Annotated in this window: 20 protein-coding genes and 1 pseudogene; 17 read left to right on the forward strand and 4 right to left on the reverse strand. The window is 74.0% G+C overall.

Going from position 1 to position 24,612, the window contains the following annotated elements; genetic code table 11:
- The first annotated feature begins 216 nt into the window (after positions 1–216).
- The gene (fusA, locus tag ACZ64A_RS02925; protein ID WP_469807802.1) at positions 217–2,265 is read left to right on the forward strand and encodes an elongation factor G; all 2,049 of its coding nucleotides are present in this window, start codon (positions 217–219) and stop codon (positions 2,263–2,265) included.
- An 87-nt stretch (positions 2,266–2,352) separates the two neighbouring features.
- Here fusA and ACZ64A_RS02930 read toward each other — a convergent pair whose 3' ends face one another.
- Positions 2,353–4,176, reverse strand: coding sequence for a coagulation factor 5/8 type domain-containing protein (locus ACZ64A_RS02930; RefSeq protein ID WP_469807803.1), 1,824 nt, complete (start codon positions 4,174–4,176; stop codon positions 2,353–2,355).
- Between the two features lie 234 nt (positions 4,177–4,410).
- On the opposite strand from ACZ64A_RS02930, the gene ACZ64A_RS02935 reads away from it, so the two are divergent.
- The 10 genes from ACZ64A_RS02935 to ACZ64A_RS02980 all read left to right on the forward strand — a co-directional run bounded on the left by ACZ64A_RS02935 (position 4,411) and on the right by ACZ64A_RS02980 (position 15,896).
- Positions 4,411–5,727, forward strand: a complete 1,317-nt coding sequence (locus ACZ64A_RS02935; RefSeq protein WP_469807804.1) for an ABC transporter substrate-binding protein — start codon at positions 4,411–4,413, stop codon at positions 5,725–5,727.
- Between the two features lie 5 nt (positions 5,728–5,732).
- The gene (locus ACZ64A_RS02940) at positions 5,733–6,719 is read left to right on the forward strand and encodes a carbohydrate ABC transporter permease (protein WP_469807805.1); all 987 of its coding nucleotides are present in this window, start codon (positions 5,733–5,735) and stop codon (positions 6,717–6,719) included.
- Positions 6,720–6,798: 79 nt separating this feature from the next.
- The gene (locus ACZ64A_RS02945) at positions 6,799–7,638 is read left to right on the forward strand and encodes a carbohydrate ABC transporter permease (RefSeq protein ID WP_469807806.1); all 840 of its coding nucleotides are present in this window, start codon (positions 6,799–6,801) and stop codon (positions 7,636–7,638) included.
- Between the two features lie 56 nt (positions 7,639–7,694).
- Entirely contained in the window at positions 7,695–9,053 is a 1,359-nt protein-coding gene (locus ACZ64A_RS02950) for a GH1 family beta-glucosidase (RefSeq protein WP_469807807.1), read from the forward strand.
- A 139-nt stretch (positions 9,054–9,192) separates the two neighbouring features.
- Entirely contained in the window at positions 9,193–9,591 is a 399-nt protein-coding gene (locus ACZ64A_RS02955) for a hypothetical protein (RefSeq protein ID WP_469807809.1), read from the forward strand.
- Positions 9,592–9,638: 47 nt separating this feature from the next.
- Entirely contained in the window at positions 9,639–10,733 is a 1,095-nt protein-coding gene (locus ACZ64A_RS02960) for an ADP-ribosylglycohydrolase family protein (protein WP_469807810.1), read from the forward strand.
- Between the two features lie 246 nt (positions 10,734–10,979).
- Entirely contained in the window at positions 10,980–11,474 is a 495-nt protein-coding gene (locus ACZ64A_RS02965) for a GNAT family N-acetyltransferase (RefSeq protein WP_469809032.1), read from the forward strand.
- A gap of 5 nt (positions 11,475–11,479) precedes the next feature.
- The gene (locus ACZ64A_RS02970; protein ID WP_469809033.1) at positions 11,480–12,964 is read left to right on the forward strand and encodes an ABC transporter substrate-binding protein; all 1,485 of its coding nucleotides are present in this window, start codon (positions 11,480–11,482) and stop codon (positions 12,962–12,964) included.
- Between the two features lie 2 nt (positions 12,965–12,966).
- Positions 12,967–14,712 (forward strand): ABC transporter permease subunit, encoded by a 1,746-nt coding sequence (locus ACZ64A_RS02975; RefSeq protein ID WP_469807811.1) that lies wholly within the window; start codon positions 12,967–12,969, stop codon positions 14,710–14,712.
- Positions 14,709–15,896 carry an MDR family MFS transporter gene (locus tag ACZ64A_RS02980; protein WP_469807812.1) on the forward strand — a complete coding sequence of 396 codons (1,188 nt, stop codon included), beginning with the start codon at positions 14,709–14,711 and terminating at the stop codon, positions 15,894–15,896. The genes ACZ64A_RS02975 and ACZ64A_RS02980 overlap by 4 nt, the downstream gene beginning before the upstream one ends.
- Positions 15,897–15,912: 16 nt before the next feature.
- Here ACZ64A_RS02980 and ACZ64A_RS02985 read toward each other — a convergent pair whose 3' ends face one another.
- Entirely contained in the window at positions 15,913–16,716 is an 804-nt protein-coding gene (locus tag ACZ64A_RS02985) for a CDP-alcohol phosphatidyltransferase family protein (RefSeq protein ID WP_469807813.1), read from the reverse strand.
- Positions 16,717–16,823: 107 nt separating this feature from the next.
- Between ACZ64A_RS02985 and ACZ64A_RS02990 the strand changes: the two genes are divergently transcribed.
- The 5 genes and pseudogenes from ACZ64A_RS02990 to ACZ64A_RS03010 form a co-directional block, all read left to right on the forward strand.
- Positions 16,824–17,807 (forward strand): zinc-dependent alcohol dehydrogenase, encoded by a 984-nt coding sequence (locus ACZ64A_RS02990; protein WP_469807814.1) that lies wholly within the window; start codon positions 16,824–16,826, stop codon positions 17,805–17,807.
- Between the two features lie 152 nt (positions 17,808–17,959).
- Complete coding sequence (locus tag ACZ64A_RS02995) at positions 17,960–18,358, forward strand: 6-pyruvoyl trahydropterin synthase family protein (protein ID WP_469807815.1); 399 nt, start codon at positions 17,960–17,962, stop codon at positions 18,356–18,358.
- Positions 18,355–19,536 (forward strand): glycosyltransferase family 4 protein, encoded by a 1,182-nt coding sequence (locus tag ACZ64A_RS03000; RefSeq protein ID WP_469807816.1) that lies wholly within the window; start codon positions 18,355–18,357, stop codon positions 19,534–19,536. Before ACZ64A_RS02995 ends, ACZ64A_RS03000 begins: the two co-directional genes overlap by 4 nt.
- Positions 19,533–20,573: a methyltransferase domain-containing protein gene (locus tag ACZ64A_RS03005; RefSeq protein ID WP_469807817.1), complete on the forward strand. Its 1,041-nt coding sequence runs from the start codon at positions 19,533–19,535 to the stop codon at positions 20,571–20,573. Before ACZ64A_RS03000 ends, ACZ64A_RS03005 begins: the two co-directional genes overlap by 4 nt.
- Positions 20,570–21,724 (forward strand): annotated as a pseudogene (locus tag ACZ64A_RS03010) (lysylphosphatidylglycerol synthase transmembrane domain-containing protein); the annotation flags it as partial. The gene ACZ64A_RS03005 and the pseudogene ACZ64A_RS03010, both read left to right, overlap by 4 nt.
- Before the next feature lie 101 nt (positions 21,725–21,825).
- On the opposite strand, the gene ACZ64A_RS03015 reads toward ACZ64A_RS03010, so the two are convergent.
- On the reverse strand, positions 21,826–22,608 hold the full coding sequence (locus tag ACZ64A_RS03015) for a creatininase family protein (protein ID WP_469807818.1): 783 nt from the start codon (positions 22,606–22,608) through the stop codon (positions 21,826–21,828).
- Between the two features lie 39 nt (positions 22,609–22,647).
- Between ACZ64A_RS03015 and ribA the strand changes: the two genes are divergently transcribed.
- A complete protein-coding gene (gene ribA, locus ACZ64A_RS03020) occupies positions 22,648–23,319 on the forward strand; it encodes a GTP cyclohydrolase II (protein ID WP_469807819.1) in 672 nt (223 codons plus the stop codon).
- 12 nt (positions 23,320–23,331) lie between these two features.
- Here the strand turns inward: ribA and ACZ64A_RS03025 are convergent, their stop codons facing one another.
- Complete coding sequence (locus ACZ64A_RS03025) at positions 23,332–24,561, reverse strand: serine hydrolase domain-containing protein (protein ID WP_469807820.1); 1,230 nt, start codon at positions 24,559–24,561, stop codon at positions 23,332–23,334.
- Positions 24,562–24,612 lie beyond the last annotated feature (51 nt).

Raw genomic sequence — 24,612 nt, forward strand, 5'->3', positions numbered from 1 at the left:
GAGGGGAGCAGGCCATGCGTGACCGCACCGCTGCCGCCGCTTCCCGCGCCCGCTACGAGGTGATCCTCGTGTCCCGTGCCGTCCGGTGCCCGCTGCGCGGCCGGCACCGGAAGCCCGCGACGCTCATCTGACGGTCCGTCATGTCACTGGACGCCGTCGACGCGTCCGGGAGATCGCGCTGCCCCGACCACATCTCGTCCGAAAGGCATGAGGGCCGTGCGCACCGCACTCGACCGTCACCCCACCCACCCGCTCACCGCCGTCCGCAACCTGGGCATCCTGGCCCACGTCGACGCCGGCAAGACCACCGTCACCGAGCGGATCCTGTACGCCACCGGCACCACGCACAAACGCGGCGAAGTGCACGACGGCACCACCGTCACCGACTTCGACCCGCAGGAACGCGACCGCGGCATCACCATCTTCGCCGCCGCCGTCAGCTGCGCCTGGGACGGCCACCGCGTCAACCTGATCGACACCCCCGGCCACGTCGACTTCGCCGACGAGGTGGAGCGCTCGCTGCGGGTGCTGGACGGCGCGGTCGCCGTGTTCGACGCGGTGGCGGGCGTGGAGCCGCAGAGCGAGTCCGTGTGGCGCCAGGCCGACCGGCACGGCGTGCCCAGGATCGCGTTCGTCAACAAGATGGACCGCGCGGGCGCCGACCTGGACGCGGCCGTCGCGTCGATCCGCGCGCGGCTGCACACCGCACCGTTGGTGGCGCAGCTGCCGCTCGGCGCGGAGGACGCCTTCACCGGCGTCGTCGACCTGGTCCGCATGCGCGCCCTGACCTGGTCCGACGGCGGCGAGCCGGTCACCGAGGGCCCGGTCGCGGACACGGTCCTCGACGAGGCCCGGCGCCGGCGCCGGATGCTGGAGGAGGCCGTCGCGGAACGGCATCCGGCGGCGCTGGAGGAGTTCTGCGACCGGGGGACCCTCTCGGCACACACGCTCCGCGCTGCGCTGCGGGACCTGACCCTCAGCGGCGACGGCGTGGTCGTGCTGTGCGGTTCCGCCTACCGCAACCGGGGCATCGAGCCGCTGCTGGACGCCGTGGTCGCCTACCTGCCCTCGCCGGCCGACCGCCCGCCGGTCCGGGGCACGCAGGACGGTCAGGAACGTCCCGCCGACCCCACGGCCCCGTTCACCGCCCTGGCGTTCAAGGTCACCGCCACGGCGACCGGACGCCTGACGTATCTGCGCGTGTACGCCGGAACACTGGAGAAGGGAGACACCGTGTGGGACGCCACCGCGCGCCGCACCGAGCGGGTCGGCCGCATCCTGCGCGTCCAGGCCGACCGGCACGCGGCGGTCGACCGGGCGGGTGCCGGTGACATCGTGGCCGTCGTCGGCCTGAAGTCGGCCCGCGCGGGCACCACCCTGTGCGCGCCGGGCGCGCCGATCGTGCTCGAACCGCCGGGCGCGGCCGAACCCGTCGTCTCGGTGGCCGTCGAGGTCCGCCGCGGCACCGACTCCGAACGGTTGTCGGCCGCGCTGGCCCGGCTGGTCGAGGAGGACCCGTCCCTGGTCGTCCGCACCGACCCCGAGACGGGTCAGACCGTGCTGTCCGGCATGGGCGAACTCCACCTCGAGGTCGCGGCGGAGAAACTGCGCCGCGGTCACGGGCTGGAGATCACCACGGGGCGCCCGCGGGTCAGCCACCGCGAGACGATCGCCCGCGGTGTCACCGGCGTCGTCTTCCGGCACGTCAAACAGGACGGCGGCGCGGGCCAGTTCGCGCACGTCGTCCTCGACGTCGAGCCGCTGCCGGGCGGCCCGGGGACCACCGGCTTCGTCTTCGCGTCGAGCGTGGTGGGCGGCCGGGTGCCGCAGGAGTACGTCCGCGCGGTCGAGGCAGGCTGCCGGGACGCGCTGGCCGAGGGCGGCCCGCTGGCCGGGCACCCGGTGACGGGGCTGAAGGTCACGCTCACCGACGGGTCCACGCATGTGAAGGACTCCTCGGAGACGGCCTTCCGCACGGCCGGCCGGCTCGGTCTGCGCGAGGCGCTGCGCGGCTGTGTCCCGCTGCTGCTCGAGCCGGTCGCCGAGGTCACGGTGACCGTGCCCGAGGACGCGGTCGGCGCGGTCCTCGGCGACCTTGCGGCGCGCCGGGCCAAGGTCACCGGGTCGCGCACGCGCGGCGGCGCGGCGGTGGTGACCGCGACGGTGGCGCTGGCCGAACTCTTCGGCTACGCCACCCGTCTGCGCAGCCGCACCCAGGGCCGCGGCACCTTCACGGCCCGCCCGACCGGGTACGCGCCCGCCTGACGCCGCGCCGCCGGCGGCCCTCCCCGCGCACAGGGGAGGGCCGCCGACGGCCGGGCCACCGGAGGATGAGGCGCCAGGGCCGAGGTGTCAGGGATACGACACGACCGTCGACGGTGTCGTCGACGTCCCCGACGTCGGCGCGCCCGTGTCGTTGACGACGTGCTCGTACTGGCCGTTGCCGCCGAGGGAGACCACGAGCAGATCGTGGAAGCGCACACCGGGCCGCTGCGGGGCTGAGAAGCCGTGGTGCTGCACGATCGTCGGATCCACGTTGTAGTAGCAGTAGCTGCCCAGCCCCCACGCCTCGTGCGTGGTGACGGCGTCGCCGACCCTGTAGGCGGCGTAGCCCTTGACCGGACCGTTCTGGATCGCGGCCTGGTTCGGGGCGTCGTAGGCCTTCTCGTTCTGGAAGAAGACCGTGCGCCCGCGCTCGCCGAACCACTGGACGTCGTACTTGTTGAAGTGCTCGACGAACAGTCCGGTGGCGAGTACGTCGGAGCCGTTGACGACGATGCCGTAGTCGGCCCGGTTGGTCTCCCAGCCGACGCCGGTGCCGTGGTCGGCGCGCCACACCCAGGTGTGGTCGACGATGGTGTGCCGGCTGTTGATCACCATGCTGGTGGTGGCCTTGCCCGCGCCCGCGCCGCCGATGCGCACGAACACGTCCTGCACGGTGGCCGGGTTCGCCGAGTGGTCGCGCGAGGCGCCGGGCGGCCCGACCTCGAGCAGGGTGGCGGAGTTGACCGGGCCGGCGTCGATGAGGAACCCCGCGAGCCGGATCCCGTCGACGTCGGCGGTCTTCACAGCCGTCACGCCGTTGTCGGGGACGAGGGTGGCGTAGCCGAGGCCGAGGACGACCGTGCCCGGGCGGTCCACTTGGATCGGCTGGTCCACGTGGTAGATCCCCGGTGTCAGCAGCAGGTGCAGCCCTTGGGCGAGGGCCTGGTTGAGGGTGGCGGCGCTCACCCCGGGCCGGGCGACGTAGAACTGCGCGAGCGGCAGCGACGTCCCCCGCGGGGTGCCGTTGCCCCAGGTCACGCCGCGCGCGGCGGTGCGCTTCTCGGGCAGGAACACGCGGTAGTCGCCGCCGCTGAGGTACAGGAACGGCTTCTCGCGGGAGACGGGTGTGGTGTCGAGCGTGGTGTACGGCGGGTCGGGGAAGCTCTGCGCGGGAGCGCCCTCGACGCCGGAGAAAACCATGTTCCACACGGCGTTGAGCCAGCCGCCGATCGTGCTGTCGCGGGTGTACCACTGCTGCTGCGAGTACGGGCCGACCTGCCCGTCGATCCGGCTGTCGGCGATGTAGCCGCCGCTCGCCCAGCCGTAGCCGGAGGGCGCGAGGTTCAGGCCGCCGCGTACGTGCATGCGGCGGAAGGGTGCGGCCTGGGCGACGGCCCAGCGGTTGGTGCCGTTCGCCGGGACGAGGGCGAGGTTCTCCGCCGAACGCCAGAAGTTCTGGGTGGCGTTGCCGCCGAACCAGCCGGCGTCGACCGTGACATCGCCGTAGATGGTGGTGTCGTCGGGGGAGAGGCCGAGGCCGGCGATCGAGGTGTAGAAGCCGAGTTGGGCGTTGAGGCCGCGATAGGTGCCGGGTTTGAACAGCAGCGCGTAGCGGCCGGTGCCGAACTGGGCCGATTCCTGCTGCCGGAAGACGGCGTCGAGGCGGGCCTGGATGTCGGGCGTGGCGGGGTCGAAGACCAGCACGTTGGGGCCGAGGTCGCCGCCACCGGGCAGGGCACGAGGGCGTGGCCGCTTCCCCGACGCGGGCGCGGCGGAGGCGGGCGCCGCGGAGGCGGGCGTGGCGGCCGGCAGGGCGGCCAGGGCCGGGGCGGCGGCCGCGGCGGCGAGGACCGCCCTGCGGCGGGGCGCAGGGGTCGACGGGCCGTCGGCAGCGGGGGGTTGGGAAGGCATGGGGCGGCTCTCCAAGGGGGGTGGGAGGGGGAGCGGCCGTTCGGGAAGTGAACGGCCGGCGGTGCGGGGAGCGCTCTCCTGCCGGGGAATGGTTCATCCTTGAAACGGACGCGTCAAGCCCCTCGGCCGAGTTCGACGATCCGCGTCAAAGCCCTTGACGCGCTTGCCTTTCGCGGTTTAACTCACGCCCTAAATTAAGATGTGATGAGCTTCCCGGAAGGGATCACCTGGAGCATGCGCAGCATCCGAGTCGCGGCCGTCGGCGCCGTCACCCTCTCCCTCGCCCTCGCGGCCACGGCGTGCGGGGGAGGTTCGGCCACCGGCGGCGGGTCGAACGACTCGCCCGGGACGCTCACCTACTGGGCCTCCAACCAGGGCGCGAGCATCGAGGAGGACAAGAAGGTCCTTGGGCCCGAACTCGCCAAGTTCGAGAAGCAGACCGGCATCAAGGTGAAGCTGGAGGTCGTCCCCTGGTCCGACCTGCTCAACCGCATCCTCACCGCCACCACCTCCGGTCAGGGCCCGGACGTGCTGAACATCGGCAACACCTGGTCGGCGTCCCTCCAGGCCACCGGCGCCCTGCTGCCCTGGGACACGGCGAACTTCGGCAAGATCGGCGGCAAGGACCGGTTCGTCGACTCCGCGCTCGGCTCCACCGGCGCCGCGGGCAAGGACCCGGCGGCGGTGCCGCTGTACTCGATGGCGTACGCCCTCTACTACAACAAGCAGATCTTCGCCGACGCGGGCATCGCCAAGCCACCCGCCACCTGGGCGGAGTTGGTGGCCGACGGGAAGAAGATCGAGGCCAAGGGCAAGCAGGCGCTCGGCGCCGAGGGAGCCAACGTCTCCGAGAACATCCACCACGTCTTCGTCTTCGCCCGCCAGCACGGTGCCGACTTCTTCACCGCCGACGGCAAACCCGACTTCACCAGCGACGGCGTCGTCAGCGCCGTCCAGCAGTACGTCGACCTCATGGCCAAGGACAAGGTGATCCCGGCCGGCAACGCCGAGTACGCGCAGAACCAGTCCGTCAGCGACTTCGCCAAGGGCCGCACCGCGATGCTGCTGTGGCAGTCGGCCTCCGCCAACCTCAGGTCCCAGGGCATGAGCGAGGACGCCTACGGCATCGCCCCGGTCCCCGTGCAGTCGGGCGCCCCCGGCACCGGGACGCAGGTCAACTCCATGGTCGCCGGCATCAACCTCGCCGTCTTCCGCAACACCCACAACGCCGACGGGGCCACCCGGTTCGTGAAGTTCCTGACGAGCGACGAGGAGCAGAAGATCCTCAACAAGGCCTACAGCACCATCCCGCCGGTGAAGAACGCCCAGAGCGACGCGGCGTTCACCACTCCCGCGAACGCCGTGCTGAAGAACACCCTCGCCACCAGCGCCGCCGCCCTGCCGCAGGTCGCCGACGAGTCCCAGTTCGAGACGGCGGTCGGCTCGGCCGTCAAGGAACTGTTCGCCGACGCGGCCGCCGGCCGTCCCGTCACCACCGCTTCCGTGAAGGCCGCGCTGGCCAAGGCCCAGCAGCAGATGCCGGCGAAGTGACCGACATGACGACGACCACCGCCGTCGAGCCGGCGCTGCACAAGGGAGCGTCCGCCCGCGCGGGCGCTCCCCGCCGCCCCGGACGGATCCGCCGCGCCACCCTGCCGTACCTGCTCCTGCTGCCCGCCCTGGTCCTCGAACTCCTCGTCCATCTGGTGCCGATGGTCGTCGGCGTCGTGATGAGCTTCAAGGAACTCACCCAGTTCTTCATCCGCGACTGGGGCAGCGCGCCCTGGGCCGGCCTCGGCAACTACACGGTGTCGGTCGACTTCGACGCGCCCGTGGGCCAGGCCCTGCTGCACTCCTTCCTCGTCACGGTCGCCTTCACCCTGCTGTCCGTCGCCCTGTGCTGGCTGACCGGCACCGCCGCCGCGATCTTCATGCAGGACGCGTTCGCCGGCCGCGGTCTGCTGCGCGCGCTGTTCCTCGTGCCGTACGCGCTGCCGGTCTACGCGGCCGTCATCACCTGGGTGTTCATGTTCCAGCACGACAACGGCCTGGTGAACCACGTCCTGCACGACCAGCTGCACCTGACCGACCAGCGGTCCTTCTGGCTGATCGGCGACAACAGCTTCTACGCCCTGCTCACCGTCTCGGTGTGGAAGGGCTGGCCGTTCGCCTTCCTCATCGTCACCGCCGGGCTGCAGAACATCCCGCGCGAGCTGTACGAGGCGGCGGCCCTGGACGGGGCCGGGACATGGCAGCAGATCCGCCGCATCACCCTGCCCTCGCTCCGGCCCGTCAACCAGGTGCTGGTCCTGGTGCTGTTCCTGTGGACGTTCAACGACTTCAACACCCCGTTCGTCCTGTTCGGCAGGGCCGCTCCACAGGCCGCCGACCTGATCTCGGTGCACATCTACCAGGCGTCCTTCGTCACCTGGAACTTCGGCACGGGAGCGGCGATGAGCGTTCTGCTGCTGCTCTTCCTGCTCGCGGTGACGGGCGTGTACCTGGCCCTGACCACCCGCGGACGGAGGACCACCGATGCCTGACGCACCCCTCGCGCCGACGCGTGACCGCCGCCTCGCACCGACACCCGTCGCGTTCCCGGTACCGAGACACAACTCCCCGATGGCGCCGCCGGCTTCGTTCCTCTGGTCCCGCCGGATCTTCCTCACGCTGCTCTCCGGCTTCGTCCTGCTGCCGGTGTACGTGATGGTCTCCAGCTCGCTGAAGCCGCTCGCGGACGTGTCGGGGAAGTTCCGCTGGCTGCCCAGCGGCCTCACGATCCGCCCGTACATCGACATCTGGACGACGATCCCGCTGGCCCGCTACTTCGTGAACTCCCTGATCGTGGCGGGCGCCGCGACGGTCTGCTCGGTCGTGGTCGCGGTGTTCGCCGCCTACGCGGTCAGCCGACACGACTTCCGCGGCAAGCGGGTCTTCACGGTGACCGTGCTGTCGACGCAGATGTTCCCCGGCATCCTCTTCCTGCTCCCGCTCTTCCTGCTCTACGTCGACATCGGCAACACCACCGGCATCGCGCTGTTCGGCTCGCGCGGCGGCCTGATCCTGACGTACCTCACCTTCTCCCTGCCGTTCTCGATCTGGATGCTGATCGGGTACTTCGACTCGGTGCCGCGCGACCTCGACGAGGCGGCCCTGGTCGACGGCTGCGGCCCGCTCGGCGCGCTGCTGCGGATCGTCGTCCCCGCCGCGGTGCCCGGCATCGTCGCCGTCGCCGTCTACGCCTTCATGACGGCGTGGGGAGAGGTCCTCTTCGCGTCCGTGATGACCGACGACACCACCCGCACGCTCGCGGTCGGCCTGCAGGGCTACTCCACCCTCAACGACGTGTACTGGAACCAGATCATGGCCGCCTCGCTGGTCGTCAGCGTGCCGGTGGTGGCCGGCTTCCTGCTGCTCCAGCGCTATCTGGTGGCCGGTCTGACGGCAGGAGCCGTCAAGTGACCCTGCCGCCCACTCCCGCCTCTCCCGCCTCTCCCGCATTTCCCGAAGGGACCTCCGTGACCATCGACCTCGCCGCGTTCCCCGCCGACTTCCTGTGGGGCACCGCCACGTCGGCGTACCAGATCGAGGGAGCCGTCGCCGAGGACGGCCGCTCGCCGTCGATCTGGGACACCTTCTCGCACACCCCCGGCATGACGGCGGGCGGCGACCACGGCGACGTCGCCTGCGACCACTACCACCGCTGGCGCGAGGACGTCGCCCTGATGCGCCGGCTCGGGGTGAACGGCTACCGGCTGTCGGTGGCCTGGCCTCGCGTCCTGCCCGGCGGCGACGGCCCGGTCAACCCCAAGGGCCTCGCCTTCTACGACGCGTTGACGGACGCCCTGCTGGAGGCGGGCATCACCCCGTCCGTCACCCTCTACCACTGGGACCTGCCCCAGGTGCTCCAGGACCGCGGCGGCTGGCCCGAGCGGGACACCGCCTTCGCGTTCGCCGAGTACGCCGAGACCGTCGCCGCCCGCCTGGGCGACCGCGTCCGCCTGTGGACCACCCTCAACGAACCCCTGTGCTCGGCGTGGATCGGCCATCTGGAGGGCCGCATGGCCCCCGGCTGGACCGATCTCACGGCCGCCGTACGCGCCTCCTACCACCTGCTGCTCGGCCACGGCCTGGCGGCCGAGGCGATCCGCGCGGCCGCCCCACAGGCACAGATCGGCATCGTCAACAACCTCTCCACCGTCCACGCGGCCACCGACCGCCCCGAGGACCTCGCGGCGGCCCACCGCCTGGACGGCCACACCAACCGCTGGTGGCTGGACCCCGTCCACGGCCGTGGCTTTCCCGCAGACATGCGCGAGGTGTACGGCGTGGACCTGCCGGAGGAGCCGGGCGACCTGAAGACCATCGCGGCCCCGCTGGACTGGCTGGGCCTGAACTACTACTTCCCCCAGACGGTCGCCGACGACCCGGCCGGCCCCGCCCCGCACGTGCGCACCGTCGACCGGCCCGGCGTCCCGCGCACCGGCATGGACTGGGAGATCGACGCGAGCGGCATCGAGGCGCTGCTGCTGCGCCTGACCGAGGACTACGGCGCCCGCAGGCTGTACGTCACCGAGAACGGCTCCGCCTACCCCGACGCCGTACGCCCCGACGGCACCGTGGACGACCCGGAGCGCCGCGCGTACCTGGAGCAGCATCTGTCGGCCTGCGCCTCCGCCCTGCGCAAGGGCGCTCCGCTGGCCGGCTACTTCGCCTGGTCCCTGCTGGACAACTTCGAGTGGGCGTACGGCTACGACAAGCGCTTCGGCCTGGTCCACGTCGACTACACCAGCCAGAAACGCACGATCAAGGCGTCGGGACACCGGTACGCGGAGATCATCCGGGAGCACCGGGGCGGGGTGCGGGAGGCGGCGTGAGAGGGCGGCGACGCCTGCCGGGGACCGCACCGCCGTCCGTTCACCGAAACCGAGTTCGCACCGGCGCCGTCCGCCTGGCACCATGGGGCGCTGCTGTGGGCGTGGCCGTGGGCCGAGCGTCCTGACCGAGGGGAGAGCCGTGGCGGACTGGATCTACATCCTCAATCCTCAACTGGACATGCTGGACGGTGAACCGGCCGACCGGGAGACGATCCGGCAACTGGCCGAGGAGGAGCCCGAACTGGAGCTCTGGCTCAGCCGCCGTAACCGAATGAAACCGGGGGACCGGCTCTGGTTCCTCTTCACCCACCCCGACGCGGCGGTCTGCGCGGTCGGCGAGGTCGACGAGGAACCCTGGCAGGACCCCGACGACAGCGAGGTCTCCTACCTGGTCGGCGCGACGCTGCTCACCGAGGCGACGAAGGCGCTGTCCCGCGACCCCGTGGGCCGTGAACAGCTCGGGATCGGGCAGGTGCGGTCGGTGCAGAAGGTGAAGCCGGAGGCGCTGCCGGTCCTGCTGGAGCGGGCCGGTCTCTGACCGGCGCATCCGGTTTCTCCCCACGGAAGAAAGTGAGGCGTGCCGCCTTGCCCCATGCCAAGGACCCTCAGCGGGAACTCTTCGCCCGGCAGTCCCGCGTCCGCGGGCTGATGCTCGGCCTGGCGATCGGAGACACGCTGGGGGCGGCGCGGGGCGGGCTGCCCGCCGGCGGGCCGCTGCCCGCCGGCGTCAGCACCCAACTGGCCTGCTTCACCGCCGAAGGCATCATCCGCGCCCAGGTCCGCGTCAACCACAAGGGCATCTGCCATGCGCCCGGAGTGGTCCTGCACGCCTACAGCCGCTGGGCCCACCTCCAGGGCATCGCCCGCGAGACCATGCAGCGCCGCTGGAACCGGTACGGCCACACCCCCTGGCCGGACGGCTGGCTCGCGGGCGTGCCCGCGCTGGCCGAACGGCGGGGCAGCGCACCGGCGACGGTGACGGCCCTGACCCGGATCGAGCAGGGCGAGCCGGGCATGGCCACCCCGAGCCGTGGCTGCCACGCGCTGACCCGGACGCTCCCGGTCGCGGCCACCGGTCCCGCGGGCGTCGCCCAGGCCGCCGCGCTCGCGGGCCTCACGCACGGCGACCCGGCGGCTCAGAGCGCCACCGCGCACGCGGTCTTCCTCGCCCGCCACTGCCTCACCCACACCCCGTCGCGGCCCGAGGACGCCGTGAGGGAAGCGCTGCACACGGGCCTGGCCGAACTCCCCGCCGCGGACCTGCCGTTCACCGGGCAGGAGCACGCCCTGCTGACGGCGGCACTGCGCCGCGCGGCCGACGAACCCGCGCACCCCGGCCACCTGGCCCGTCTCGCCCCGGAGCCCACCGCGCCCGCGGCCCTGCTCGGCGCCGTCTACGCGGCCGCGTCCTTCCCCGGGCGCACCGGCATCCGCGCCGCGCTCACCTTCGCCGCCGGCGCCCCGGACGGCGACTCGGTCGCCTGTGTGACCGGCGCGCTGCTGGGCGCCGTCCACGGCGTCGAGGCCCTGCCCACCGATCTGATCAGCCGTCATGAACTGGCCTGGGTGCTGGACACCCTGGCCCGTGACATGACCCTGGAACTCGACGATTCCCCCAGCGGGATGGAGTTCGTACCGGCGTGGGATCCGCAGTGGTGGGAGCGGTATCCGGGCTGGTGACCGGTTCCGCCCGGTGATCCGGCCACCCCAGCGCTCTTTTTGAAAATGAATGTCATGTGGCACAGTGGGGTCATGCTCACCGCCATCCCCCGGCCGGCGTTCCGTCAGGACCGGGCCGATCTTGCCTTGCCCTTTAATGCATATGATGTGCAAGTGCGACAGCAAGGCATCAGTAACCCGCGACCCCTCACCGACCACCGCATCAGGCCCGCCACCGCCGGCGACCTCGACGGCGCGCGGGCGGTCATGCTCGACACCGTCTACCGGGACTTCGGCACCGGATACGTGCCGCGCTGGCACGGCGACATCATCGACCTCGCCGGCGCCTACCTCGTCCCGCCCCGGCACACCCTCCTCGTGGCAGTCGACGCCACCGACGGCGTCGTCGCCACCGCCGCGCTCGACTCCCGCGGACCCGCGCACCCGCCCAACCCCCGCCCGCTGGCCGAGCGTTACCCCTGCGGCACCACCGCCCAGCTGCGCCGCGTCTACGTCCGCCCCGAGCACCGCAGGCGCGGTCTCGCCCGGCGGCTCGTGCGCGAACTGCTCGCCTTCGCCGCCGCCGACGGCGGCTACCGGGCCGTCTATCTGCACACCGACCCGTCCGTGCCCGGCGCCGAGGCGTTCTGGCGGTCGCTTGGCACCGTCGTCCACGACGAGCGCGAGGACGCCCACGGGGGCAACGGCGTGCTGCACATGGAGATCCCGATGCCCGCCCCCGCCCAGGCGGTGACGCGGTGACCCGCATACGCCGCCTCCGGCTGCTCGCCCCGCTCCTCCTCGTCCCCCTCCTCGCGAGCTGCTTCGCCGAGAAGGACGGCGGCGACGGCGCCCGGGCCGCCGGCGGCTCCCGGCTGCGCGTCGCCCTCGCCTTCCCGCCCGCCGAGAACCTCTCCCCGTACGGCGCCGACGCCACCATCCTCAGCCGCCTCGGCGTCACCGAGGGTCTGACCGCCCTGGACGCCAACGGCACCGCCACCCCCGCGCTCGCCGCGTCCTGGCGACGCGAGGACGCCCGCACCTGGCGCTTCACCCTGCGCGACGCCGCCTTCCAGGACGGCACCGAGGTCACCCCGGCCGCCGTCGCCACCGCCCTCACCCGCGCCACGCAGGCCAAGCCCGCCCCCGCCGCCCTGTCCGGGGTCACCCTCACCGCCCAGGCCGCCGGCGACCACGACGTCCGCGTCACCACCGCCGCGCCCGACCCGATCCTGCCGCTGCGGCTGGCGAGCCCGAGCCTGGCCGTCTTCGCCCCGAAGGCGTACGACAGCAGGGGTCACGTCGACCCGGTCTCCACCGCCACCGGCCCCTTCCGGCTCACCAAGGTCACCGGCGCCACCGCCGCCACCCTCGACCGGCACGACCGCTACTGGGGCGGCCTCGCCCACGCCGCCGGCATCGACGCCCGCTTCATCGCCGACGGCACCGCCCGCGCCAACGCCCTGCGCACCGGCGAGGTCGACATCGCCGAGGCGGTCCCGGTCGCCCAGGCCGCCACCCTGGACGCGGCGACCCGGCACGAGACCGCCACGACCCGCACCACCAGCCTGCTGCTCAACGCCGCCCGCGGACCCTTCGAGAACCCGGGGACGCGCGCCGCCGCGCGCGCCGCCGTCGACACCACCGCCCTCGCCCGGGGCGTGTACGAGGGACATGCCGACGCCGGTGCCGGCATCTACGGGCCCGCCGTCACCTGGGCCGCGGGCAAGCGGACCGAGCCCCGGCACCGGGCTCCCGGCGCCGTCGACGGCACCGCGATCACCCTCGCCACCTACGACAACCGTCCCGAACTCCCCGAAGTCGCCCAGGTGCTGAAACAGCAGCTGGAGAAGGCCGGGTTCCGGGTCACGCTCCAGGTGCGGGAGTACTCACGGCTGGAGAGCGACGCGCTCGCCGGGAGGTTCGACGCCTTCGTCCTCGCCCGCAACACCCTCGTCGACACCGGCGACCCCGTCGCCGTCCTGGCCGGCGACCACACCTGCCACGGCAACTACAACATCGCCCAGTTGTGCGACCGCAACGTCGACCGGGCCGTCGCCCGGGCCGAGTCCACCGAGGACACCGGCGCACGGCAGGACGCCGTCATGGCCGCCGAGGCCGCCGTCCTCGGCACCGACGCCGTCGTCCCGCTGGTCCACCAGCGGATCGTCACCGGCGTCGGCACCACGGTGCGGGGCGTGCTGCTCGACCCGTACGAGCGCACCCTCGTCGGCCCCGGAACGCACCGCTGACCATGCGCGCGACCCTGCGCGCCCTGCTGTGGCGCACCTCCCTCGCGGCCGGGCTCGTGTGTGCCATCGGGCTGCTGCCCTGGCTGACGCACACGGACCCGGCCCGCACTGTCCTCAAGGCCCGCTCCGCCGACCGCGACCCCGATGCCCAGGTGCTCGCCGACATCCGCGGCCAACTGCACCTCGACGAGGGACCGTTGCGTCTCCTCCTGCGATGGCTGCGGGAAGCCGGCGGGCAGTCGTGGCTCAGCGGCGCCGACGTCACCCCCACCGTGCTCGACGCCCTCGGCGCGTCCCTGCTGCTGATGACGGCGGCCCTCGCGGTCGCCGTCGTCACCGCCGCACTCGTCACCGCCCGCACGCTGCGCGGACGCACCGCACGCCGCGCCGGCGGCAGCGGCACCGCCGTCCTCGCCGCACTGCCCGAATTCCTCACCGCCTCCGTGCTCGCCACCGTCGTCGGGGTCCAGCTCGGCTGGCTGCCCGCGCTCGGCTGGTACGGGCCGCGCTGGACGGTGCTGCCCGCGCTCGCTCTCGGCCTGCCCTCCGGGGCCGTGCTCGGCCGGCTCCTCGACGACCTGCTGCCCACCGCCCTCGCCGAGCCTTGGGCCCGTGCCGCCGCCGCCCGCGGCATGCCCCGCCGCCGTATCGCCCGTCAGGCCGTCCGCCGCTGCCTGCCCGCACTGCTGCCGAACACGAGTCTGTTCGTCGTCGGCATCACCGGCGGTGCGGTCGCCGTCGAGCAGGTTTACGACATCCCCGGCCTCGGACGCACCACCCTGCAGGCCGCCCTCGCCCAGGACCTGCCGGTGCTCCAGGCGGGCACCCTCGCGCTGCTCCTGCTCGCGGCCGCCGCCACCGCACTCGCCCACCTCGCGATCCGTGTGCTGACCGGCCCCGCCCTGCGCGACGGCGCCCTGCCCACTCTGCACCGGCCCGCCCCGCGCCCGCGCACCGCCCTGCCGCTGGTGTACGGCGGCGCGCTGGCCGCCGTCGTCGCCCTCGGCCTGCCGCGCGACCCGCTCACGCTGGACACCACGGCCCGGCTCCGGCCACCCTCCGCCCAGCACCCGTTCGGCACCGACGCGCTCGGCCGGGACCTGCTCGCCCGCATCGCGCACGGCGCCCTGGACACCCTGCTGCTCGCCCTCGGCATCAGTGCCGCCGCGCTCCTCGCCGGCGTCCTGCTCGGGCTGCTGCCCCGGCTGTCCGGGCCGCTCGTCGACACCGTCAACGCGATCCCGCCCGTCCTCGCCGCGCTCCTCGTCACCGCAGTCCGGGGCGGCGGTGCGACCACTCCCGCGCTCGCCGTGCTCGCCGTCGCCTGGGCACCGCTGGCCGCGCACACCTCCGCGCTGCTGCGGCAGGAGCGGGCCACCCTGCATCTGACGGCCACCCGCGCGCTCGGCGCGGGCCGCCTCCACGTCCTGCGCCGCGCCCTGCTGCCCGCCGTGCTGCCCTCCGTCACCCGGCACGCCCTGCTGCGCCTGCCCGGCACCGCCCTCGCGCTGGCCTCGCTGAGCTTCCTCGGCCTCGGTGCGCAGCCGCCGTCCCCCGAGTGGGGCCTGCTGCTCGCCGAGAACCAGCCGTACGCCGAACGCGCCCCCTGGGCCGTCCTCGCACCCGCCGCCGTCCTCGCCCTGCTGGGCGCGCTCGCCGTCAGTGCGGCGGGCGGAGTGCGGCTGCCACGCCGCGACCGGGCCCGCAGGGCGGGGCGTCCCGTGTCCGTGGCCGGGCCGGTGGCATGACGGCGCTGCTCCGGCTGCTGATCCTCACCCAGCTCGCCTTCAACCTGGGCTTCTTCGCCGTCCTGCCCTTCCTCGCCGACCACCTCGGACGCGGCGTCGGCATGGCGGGCTGGCTCGTCGGATTCGTGCTGGGGCTGCGCACGTTCAGCCAGCAGGGGCTGTTCGTGGTCGGCGGCGCGCTCACCGACCGCCACGGCATCCGGCCCGTCGTCCTGACCGGGTGCGCGCTCAGGATCGCAGGATTCGTCTGGCTCGGGTACGCACAGCGCACCTGGGCCGTGATCGGGGCGGTGCTGCTCATCGGCTTCGCCGCCGCGCTGTTCTCCCCGGCCGTCGAGTCCGAGGTCGCCCGGCAGGCCGTCGCCCGGGAGAAGGCCGGTGGCGGCCCACGCACCCGGGTGCTGGCACTGTTCACGGTCGCCGGGCAGGCCGGGGCGTTCCTCGGGCCGCTGCTCGGCGCGCTGCTGCTGGACGTCGACTTCCGCACGGTGTGCCTCGCGGGCGCCGGGATCTTCGCCGTCGTCCTCGCCGGGCACGCCTGGCTGCTGCCACGGCACACGACGGGACGGGCGGTCGCGGTGCGCGTCGGCGGCGGCATCGGAGTGCTGCTGCGCAACGGCCGTTTCCTCGCGCTGTGCTGCGCGTACGGCGCCTACCTGCTCGCCTACAACCAGCTCTACCTCGCCCTGCCCGCCGAGGTGGAGCGCGCGGCCGGCTCCCAGGCACCGCTGGCCTGGCTGTTCGCCCTGTCGTCGCTGCTGGTCGTCACCGCGCAACTGCCGGTCACGCGGCTGGCCGGGGAGCGGCTCACGCCGCGTTCGGCGATGGTGGCGGGTCTCGCGCTGATCGCGGCCGGGTTCGCCGTCGTCGCGGTCCTTCGTCCCGCCGGGTGGACCGGCGTGCGCGGGCTGCTGCCGGCCGCCGGGTTCGTCGTCCTGCTGACGCTGGGTCAGATGCTGGTCGCCCCGGCCGCCCGCGCCTGGGTGCCCGACCTCGCCGAGGAAGGCCGGCTCGGCCTGTACACCGGCGCGCTGTCCTCGGTGTCCGGGCTCATCGTGCTGGCCGGCTCCGCCGCGGCCGGTGTCCTGCTCGACCCGGGCCTGCCGCCCGCCACGCCGTGGCTCGCGCTGGCCGCCGTACCGCTGGCGGCGATCACCCTGCTGCCACGCAAGGCAGTGGTGTGAGGCGCGGGCGCAGGCGTCAGCGCGCGGCCAGATCCAGTTCCTGGGCCTGCGCCTGTTCCGGTGCCTGTTCCCGCGCCCGGTCCGGCACCGGGACCGTGTGCGGCACGCGGGGCGCGCGGCGCCACAGCCACACCACGTCCCGGCCGAAGGACCACGTCAGCAGGGCCAGCGCCAGCAGCACCACCCCGGTGGCCGCCGGCACCGGGAGCAGGCCGGAGGCCGCCAGCAGCAGGAGGACGCCCTGGAGCGCGGCCACCGTCTTGCGGGCGGTGCTCGGCGGGAGCGGGGCGGTCAGCCACGGCCACAGCCGGGCCGCGGCGACGAACACATAGCGCATCGCACCGATCAGCAGCACCCACGGGCCGAAGTCGAGCGCCACGTACACGCTGAGCACCAGGATCAGGAACGCGTCGACCTCCATGTCGAATCGGGCGCCCAGCGCCGTCGTGGTGCCGGTGCGGCGGGCCACCTTGCCGTCCACCCCGTCCAGCAGCAGCGCGACCGCCGTCAGCGCGACGAACAGCGTCACCGGCGGCGCGCCCTCGAAGGAGTCCGCGACCAGCGCGGTCACCCCGCCGACCAGGGTCGCGCGGCCGAGTGTGACACGGTTCGCCGGGCCGAACGAGTCAAGGCCGGAACGGTGCAGGGCCCGCGACAGCACCGCCCAGCTGACCACGGCGAACACGAGCCCGGTCAGCCACCCCACCGGGCCGAGTCCTATCGCGGCGCCGAGCAGGCCCAGCAACAGAAGCTGAACCCCCGCGCCCACGGCGGGCTCCTGCTGGACCGGCCTCGTTGCGTACATGTCGTTCAGGGCCACCGAACACCCTCCGGCCGAGTGACAGAGTCGATCAACGCCGCGTACTGTGCGCGGCCTGTGCACATCCCGGTACGTGCACCGCCTTCCGATCGTTCAGGAGGATGCCGATGATCCGTTCAGCACGTGCGTTCTGGCTGCGCTCGCCAGGGCAGGGCGAGGTCCGCGACGTCACCCTGCCGGAACCGGCGGAAGGGGAGGCCGTGGTGCGCACCCTGTTCAGCGGGGTCAGCCGCGGCACCGAGACCCTCGTCTTCCACGGCGGGGTGCCCGTCAGCCAGTACGCGCAGATGCGGGCCCCGTTCCAGGAGGGCGACTTCCCCGGCCCGGTGAAGTACGGCTATCTCAACGTCGGCGTGGTGGAGGAGGGACCGCCGGAGCTGACCGGACGCACCGTCTTCTGCCTGTACCCGCACCAGACGCGGTACGTCGTCCCCGCGGCCGCCCTCACCGTCGTACCCGAGCAGGTGCCGGCGCACCGGGCCGTGCTGGCGGGCACCGTGGAGACCGCCGTGAACGCCCTGTGGGACGCAGCGCCGCTGGTCGGCGACCGGATCGCGGTGATCGGCGGCGGCATGGTCGGCTGCTCGGTGGCCGCCCTGCTCGCCCGCTTCCCGGGCGTGCGCGTCCAGCTGGTGGACACCGACCCGGGCCGCGCCCGCACCGCCGAGGCGCTCGGCGCCGGCTTCGCCGCGCCCGAGGACGCGCTCGGCGGCTGCGACCTGGTCGTGCACGCCAGCGCCACCGAGCAGGGCCTGGCCCGCGCGCTCGAACTCCTCGCCCCCGAGGGCACGGTCGTCGAACTGAGCTGGTACGGCGACCGCGCGGTCCGTCTCCCGCTCGGCGAGGCCTTCCACTCACGGCGCCTGACGATCCGCAGCAGCCAGGTCGGCACCGTCTCCCCGGCCCGCGCCTCCCGCTCCTACGGCGACCGGCTCGCGCTCGCCCTCGACCTGCTCGCCGACCCCGCCCTCGACGCCCTCGTCACCGGCGAGTCCGCCTTCGACGAACTGCCCGAGGTACTGCCCCGGCTCGCGTCGGGCGAGCTCCCGGCCCTGTGCCACCGGATCCGCTATCCCGGCCCGAGCGCCTGACCTGAGCGGCACCTCGGTACCGGCCCGAGCGCCTGACCTGAGCGAAAAGGTGAGGAGAGACTGAACGCGGGGGAGGAACGAGCCGTACTGGAAGGCATCCCCGGCGGCCATCGGCCGGGGAAGCCGACGCGCCGCACCTGGAGGGTCGTCCGTTGTTCAGTGTCACCGTCCGCGATCACATCATGATCGCCCACAGCTTCCGCGGCGAGGTCTTCGGCCCCGCGCAGCGTCTGCACGGGGCGACGTTCCTGGTGGACGCCACCTTCCGGCGCGAGGAGCTGGACGACGACAACATCGTCGTCGACATCGGTCTGGCCACCCGCGAACTCGGCGCCGTCGTCGGCGAGTTGAACTACCGCAACCTCGACAGCGAACCGGACTTCGCCGGGATCAACACCTCCACGGAGTTCCTGGCCAAGGTCATCGCCGACCGTCTCGCCGAGCGCATCCACAAGGGCGCGCTGGGCGAGGGCGCCCGGGGCATCGCCGGACTCTCCGTCACCCTCCACGAGTCGCATGTGGCGTGGGCGAGTTACGAGCGTGCGCTGTGACGGGCACGACGACGCGCAAGAAGCGGCTCGCCCACATACCCGCGCAGCCCGTACCCCCGACCGACGGCGGGATCATCCCCATGTCCCTGCGCACCGCGCACTTCGTGATGCCGGCCGGTGTCGACGACCCGTCCGCACCGAGCGGCGGCAACGCCTACGACCGGCGCGTGGGCCTGGACCTGCCCGGCTTCGGCTGGCAGCCCCACCCCCACCTGGTGGCCGGCGCCTGGCCCCGCCCGGACGCCGCCGCCCGCGCCGCGCTGGAGAGCACCCTGCGGGAGATCCCCGACGGTTCGGTGGTCCTGCTGGACGGACTGGTCGCCTGCGGCGTACCGGAGGTCGTCGTCCCGGCGGCGCGCAGGCTGTCCCTCGCCGTCCTCGTCCACCTCCCGCTCGGCGACGAGACCGGGCTCGCCCCGGCTGTCGCCGCCGACCTGGACGCGCGGGAGCGGGCGGTGCTGCGGGCCGTACCGGCCGTGATCGCCACCAGCGCCTGGGCCGGACGCCGGCTCGTCGCCCACCACGGACTCGCCCCGGACGCGGTGCACGTCGCCGCCCCCGGCGCGGACATCGCGCCCCTCGCACCCGGCACCGACGGCGTCTCCCGTCTGCTGTGCGTCGCCGCCGTCACCCCGCGCAAGGGCCAGCACCGGCTGGTCGAGGCCCTGGCCGCCACCGCCCGACTGCCGTTCAGCTGCGAACTCGTCGGCGGGACCGCCCAGGACCCGGCCTACGTATCCCGCGTCCGCTCGGCGATCCGCTCCCACGGCCTCGACGACCGGGTCCGCCTGACGGGACCGCGCACCGCGGGCGCCCTCGACGCCTCCTACGCCGCCGCCGACCTGATGGTCCTGGCCTCCGCGGGCGAGACCTACGGCATGGCGGTCACCGAGGCCCTCGCGCGCGGGGTTCCGGTACTGGCCACCGACGTCGGCGGCCTGCCCGAGGCGCTCGGCCGCGCCCCCGACGGCACCCGTCCCGGCCTTCTCGTCCCCCCGGACGACCCCGCCGCCCTCGCCACGGCCCTGCGGGCCTGGTTCGGCGACCCGGAGCTGCGCCGCCGCCTCAGGACGGCCGCGCGCGCCCGCCGGGCCGCCCTGAGCGGCTGGGGCACGACGGCCCAGCGCCTGGCCGCCGTCCTCGGCAGGCTCCCGGCGCCGTCCGGGAGGCCGGCATGACAGGGCCGGCGACCGCCGCGGACGGCCGCGTTCCGCGCGAGGCGCGGACGGCTTCGGAGGCGCCCGCTCCGGCGGCTCGGCAGCCCGAGGCCGCCGTGCAGGCCCGGGCGACGGGCGGTACGCCCGCCGTGATTCCCGGCGCCGGGCCCGTGACCCGGCCGGGGGAGCGGGAGACCGTACGGCTGCGGCCGGGTGCGCCAGAGGAACCGGCCCGGTACGCGCCCGAGTGGCTGCGGCTGCGGGAGCCGGCCGACGCCGCCGCGCGCGCCGCCGACCTGCTGGATCCGCTGCGCATCCGGCTCGCCGGCCCGCCCGGCCGCTCCGGCGGACTGGTCGTGCACGACCTGGGATGCGGCACCGGCTCCATGGGCCGCTGGCTGGCGCCCCGGCTGGACGGCGCCCAGCACTGGGTGCTGCACGACCGCGACCCCTATCTGCTGCACTTCGCCGCCGCCGGCGCCCCGCGCGCCGCCGCCGACGGCAGCCGGGTCACCGTTCAGACCCGGCGCGGCGACGTCGCCCGGCTCACCCCGGACGCGCTGGCCGGAGCCACCCTGGTCACCGCGTCCGCGCTGCTGGACGTGCTGACCCGCGACGAGGTCGACGCCCTCGCCGCCGCGTGCGCCGGAGCGGGCTGCCCCGCGCTGCTCACGCTCTCCGTCGCCGGACGAGTGGAGCTGGCCCCGGGGGATCCGCTGGACGAAGAGATCACGGCCGCCTTCAACGACCACCAGCGGCGCACCGGCCTGCTCGGTCCCGACGCGGTGACCGCGGCGTGCGAGGCGTTCGCCGCGTACGGCGCCACCGTGCGGGTCCGCCCGAGCCCCTGGCATCTCGGGCCCGACGCCCCCGAGCTGACCGCGCAGTGGCTGCGCGGCTGGGTCGGCGCCGCCGTGGAGCACCGCCCGGAGCTGGCCGGACGCGCCGAGGCCTACCTGGCGGCCCGGCTCGCGTCGCTGGCCGACGGCGAACTGCGCGTCACCGTCCACCACAGCGACCTGCTGGCCCTGCCCCGCCCGAACGGCGGCACGCCATGAGGACGCGGAGGCAGAGTCCGACCGCCGACCGCGTGGCGGCCTCGGCGGTCTCGGCGTCCACGGCAGCCTCGGCGGTCGGCGTGCTGCCGCCCGAGGCGGCCGCCTCCGGCCCCGACACCGGTCGTACCGCCCCGGCGGCAACCGGCTCCGGGACCGCCGCCGACACCACGGCGTCGCGCCCGGACGCCACCGCGTCGCATCCCGGCGTCACGGCGTCGCGCCCGGACGCCACCGCGTCGGCTCCCGGTGTCACGGCGTCCCGCCCCGGTGCCACCGTGCCGGTCCCGCGAGCGACCGTGCCCCAGTCCGCCTCCGGCCCGGCGGCGCCGCCCCCCGCCCCGCGTCGGTCGGCACCCCTGCGACGGCATCTCGGTACGGTCGCCGGGGTGGTGATCCTCGGGCTGCTGGTGTGGCGGCTGGGGACCGGGGCGTTCGTCGACGGGCTGCGCAGGATCGATGTGCCGACGCTGGCCCTGGCGGTCGGGATCGGCGCCGTGACCACCGCGTGCAGCGCCTGGCGCTGGTCGCTCGTGGCCCGCGGGCTCGGCATCCGGCTCCCCTTCGGCACCGCCCTCGCCGGCTACTACCGCGCGCTGTTCCTCAACGCCGCCCTGCCCGGCGGTGTCCTCGGCGACGTGCACCGCGCGGTGCGGCACGGGCGCAGCGCCGGCGACCTGGGACGCGGCGTGCGGGCGGTGGTGCTGGAACGCGCCGCGGGACAGGCCGTCCTGGCGGGCGCCGGGCTGTTCGTGCTGCTCGTCGTGGACTCCCCGGTCCGCGACGACGTACGGCATGCCGTCCCGGTCGCCGCGCTCGCCGCCGTCGGCGCGCTGGCCGTCGCGCTCGCCGTCCGGATGAACCGCGCACCCGGGGCGCCTGCGCGCCGCGCCCGTGCGCTGCGGGCGGCGCTCGCGGAGGCCCGCGAGGGGCTGCTGTCCCGGCGCAACGGGCCCGGCGTGCTGCTGTCCTCGGTCGTCGTGCTCGCCGGTCACCTGGCGACGTTCGTCCTCGCGGCCCGGGCCGCCGCGCCCGGCACCGGGCTCGTCACGCTGCTGCCGCTCGCCGTGCTCGCCCTGCTCGTGATGGGACTGCCGCTGAACGTCGGTGGGTTCGGGCCGCGCGAGGGCGTGACCGCGTGGGCGTTCGGTGCCGCCGGGCTCGGCGCGGACACCGGGCTGGCCGTCGCGGTCGTCTACGGCGTGCTGTGCTTCGCGGCGGCCCTGCCCGGCGTGCTGGCGCTGCCCGCCCGCGGCTACTCCCCGGCGGCCGCCGTGAGCAGCGCGAAGTACGCCCCGAACGAGTCCGCGAGGGCCGCCAGCAGTTCCCTGCCCTTGTCCGCCGAGCCCAGGGAAGGACGGCCGATGACACCGGAAGCCGTATAGGCGGACATGCCCACGGTGAGCAGATGACGGCGGTCGTCGGCGACGACGTCGGCGGACTCGTAGCCGGGCCGGACCATTTCGGGGTGAGCGTGCAGCAGAACGGACGTCTCGATCTCGCCCGCGTGCATGTCGGTGAGCAGCGATGTGGCCACCCCCGCCCGCACGCGGGCCGCCTCCCAGTCCTCGGCGGCCGGGAACAGCGCCATGCGCTCGCCGCGCGCGGACGCCTCCTGGACGACGTTGCCGAGCACGTAGTTGCCGCCGTGCCCGTTGACGACGACCAGGGCCTCGACGCCGGAGTGGCGCAGCGAGGCGGCGATGTCCCGGACCACCGCGTGCAGGGTCACCGCGGAGATGCTGACGGTGCCCGGCCAGCCGGCGTGCTCGTGCGAACAGGAGATCGTCACCGGCGGGAGGAGCTGCACGGGGTACGCGGCGGCGATCTCCCGGGCGATCGCACAGGCGACGAGGGTGTCCGTCGCCAGCGGAAGGTACGGGCCGTGCTGCTCGTGGCTGCCGACGGGAAGGACGGCGACCCGTGCTGAACCGTCCGCCGCCCTGGCCCGTACGTCTTCCGTGGTGTCCGCGGGCAGCAGACCGTGACCCGCCGGCACCGGACCGTCTCCCGCTGTCACCGAGCCCGAACCACTCATGTTTTCACGGCCTTTCGTACAGAGCTGAGGAATCAGATCATGACAGAGAACAGCACGGCGCCCCTCGGCGTCCTCGGCGAGAAGCAGGACCGGCGCACGGGTGTGGAACGCGTCGTGAGCGCGCCGCTGCCGACGGTGTACGGGATGTTCCAGGCGATCGGTTTCCTGGACCACGACCGCGGCGAGGAGCAGGTCGCGCTCGTGCACGGCGACCTGGGCACCGAGAACGTCCTGGCCCGGCTGCACTCGGAGTGCCTCACCGGTGACGCGTTCGGTTCCCGGCACTGCGAGTGCGGCGACCAGCTGGCCGCGGCTCTGCGCGCGGTCGTCGCCGAGGGCAGCGGTGTCGTGCTGTATCTGCGGGGCCACGAGGGCCGGGGCATCGGGCTGCTGGCCAAACTGCGGGCGATGGCGTTGCAGGCGGAGGGCCTGGACACCGTCGAGGCGAACCTGGCCCTCGGGCTGCCGGTGGACGCCCGCGACTACGGTGTGGCCGCCGCGATGCTGGCCGACCTGGGCGTGGACTCTGTGCGGCTGATGTCCAACAACCCGCTCAAACGCGAGGCGTTGGTGCGGCACGGGATCGGTGTCGCCGAGCAGGTGCCGCTGCTGATCCCGCCGTGCGAGAACAACATCACGTATCTGCGCACCAAGCGGGAGCGGATGGACCATCACCTGCCGCACCTGGACGCGGTGGCCCACTGGTCCTGACCCGGCCCCGGCTCAGTCGGTGACCGCCTCGTGCACGAGCCGTCTGAGCTGCGGGAACAGCCGCAGGGAGCGCTTCGGCCGCAGCTGGGTCAGGAACTGCACGGTCAGCTCCCGGCCCGGATCCACCCAGAACGTCGTGGTCGCCACCCCGCTCCAGCCGAAGGTGCCGGGCCCGGCCGGTGCCAGGGTGCGGGCGGGGTCGGTGACGACGGAGACGCCGAGGCCGAAACCGACGCCGTCGTTGCCGGGTTCGTCATGGGCCGGGCGGCTGCCGAAGGACCTCAGGTCGGCACCGCCCGGCAGCTGGTTGCGGGTCATCTCCGCCACCGTGCGGGGCGCGAGCAGGCGTACGCCGTCGAGTTCCCCGCGGCGGCGCAGCATCTCCATGAAGCGGTGCCAGTCGGGTGCGGACGTCACCAGGCCGCCGCTGCCGGACAGGAACCGGGGCCGTCCGCGCACCGGCAGTCCGGGGATCGGCGTGATCCCGCCGTCGTCCGCGTCGCCGTACAACTCGGCGAGCCGCTCGGCCTGTTCGTCTCCCACGTGGAAGCCGGTGTCGGTCATGCCGAGCGGGCGGAAGATCCGCTCGGTGAAGAAGGCGTCGAGCGGCTGCCCGGAGACCACCTCGATCACCCGGCCGAGCACATTGGAGGCAACCGAGTAGTTCCATTGCGTGCCGGGGTCGAACTGCAGCGGCAGGCTCGCGTACAGCTCGATCGTCTCCGCGAGGTCGCAGCCCGGCCGCACCGAGGACTCCAGGCCAGCCGCCCGGTACAGGGCGTCCACCGGGTGGGTGTGGTAGAAGCCGAAGGTCAGACCGGCGGTGTGGGTCATCAGGTGCCGGATCAGGACGGGCCCGGCGGCCGGTCGGGTCCGCACGTCGGCGCCCTCGCCGGCGACGTACACGCGGGGCGCGGCGAACGCCGGCAGATATCGTTCGAGCGGGTCGTCGAGCGCCAGCCGGCCCTCCTCGGCCAGCAGCAGCGCGGCGACCGCGGTGACCGGCTTCGTCATCGAGTAGATCCGCCAGAGTGTGTCCGGCTCGACGGGCGCCCCGGCGGCCAGGTCGCGCAGGCCGTGGCAGGTGAGGTGCGCGACGCGTCCGCCGCGCGCCACGCAGATCAGGAACCCGGGCAGCCGGCCCTCCTCGACGAGGCGGACGACATGCCGGTCGAGCCGGTCCAGCGCCTTCGCGTCCAGCCCGGCCTCGCCCGGCTCCACCTCTTGTCGCAGCAGTGCCATCGCGTGTCCTTCGTCGCCGCGTGCCCCTCCACCGGCATACCCCACCGGCGG

It is taken from the genome of Streptomyces sp. NPDC104814, from assembly GCF_055583185.1.

Bases quoted from the DNA above. Each gene is read 5' to 3' on its own strand.
- ACZ64A_RS02930 (WP_469807803.1), bottom strand. From the start codon at position 4,176: ATGCCTTCCCAACCCCCCGCTGCCGACGGCCCGTCGACCCCTGCGCCC.
- ACZ64A_RS02935 (WP_469807804.1), top strand. From the start codon at position 4,411: ATGCGCAGCATCCGAGTCGCGGCCGTCGGCGCCGTCACCCTCTCCCTC.
- ACZ64A_RS02940 (WP_469807805.1), top strand. From the start codon at position 5,733: ATGACGACGACCACCGCCGTCGAGCCGGCGCTGCACAAGGGAGCGTCC.
- ACZ64A_RS02945 (WP_469807806.1), top strand. From the start codon at position 6,799: ATGGCGCCGCCGGCTTCGTTCCTCTGGTCCCGCCGGATCTTCCTCACG.
- ACZ64A_RS02965 (WP_469809032.1), top strand. From the start codon at position 10,980: ATGCTCGACACCGTCTACCGGGACTTCGGCACCGGATACGTGCCGCGC.
- ACZ64A_RS02975 (WP_469807811.1), top strand. From the start codon at position 12,967: ATGCGCGCGACCCTGCGCGCCCTGCTGTGGCGCACCTCCCTCGCGGCC.
- ACZ64A_RS02980 (WP_469807812.1), top strand. From the start codon at position 14,709: ATGACGGCGCTGCTCCGGCTGCTGATCCTCACCCAGCTCGCCTTCAAC.
- ACZ64A_RS02990 (WP_469807814.1), top strand. From the start codon at position 16,824: ATGATCCGTTCAGCACGTGCGTTCTGGCTGCGCTCGCCAGGGCAGGGC.
- ACZ64A_RS03005 (WP_469807817.1), top strand. From the start codon at position 19,533: ATGACAGGGCCGGCGACCGCCGCGGACGGCCGCGTTCCGCGCGAGGCG.
- ACZ64A_RS03015 (WP_469807818.1), bottom strand. From the start codon at position 22,608: ATGAGTGGTTCGGGCTCGGTGACAGCGGGAGACGGTCCGGTGCCGGCG.
- ribA (WP_469807819.1), top strand. From the start codon at position 22,648: ATGACAGAGAACAGCACGGCGCCCCTCGGCGTCCTCGGCGAGAAGCAG.
- ACZ64A_RS03025 (WP_469807820.1), bottom strand. From the start codon at position 24,561: ATGGCACTGCTGCGACAAGAGGTGGAGCCGGGCGAGGCCGGGCTGGAC.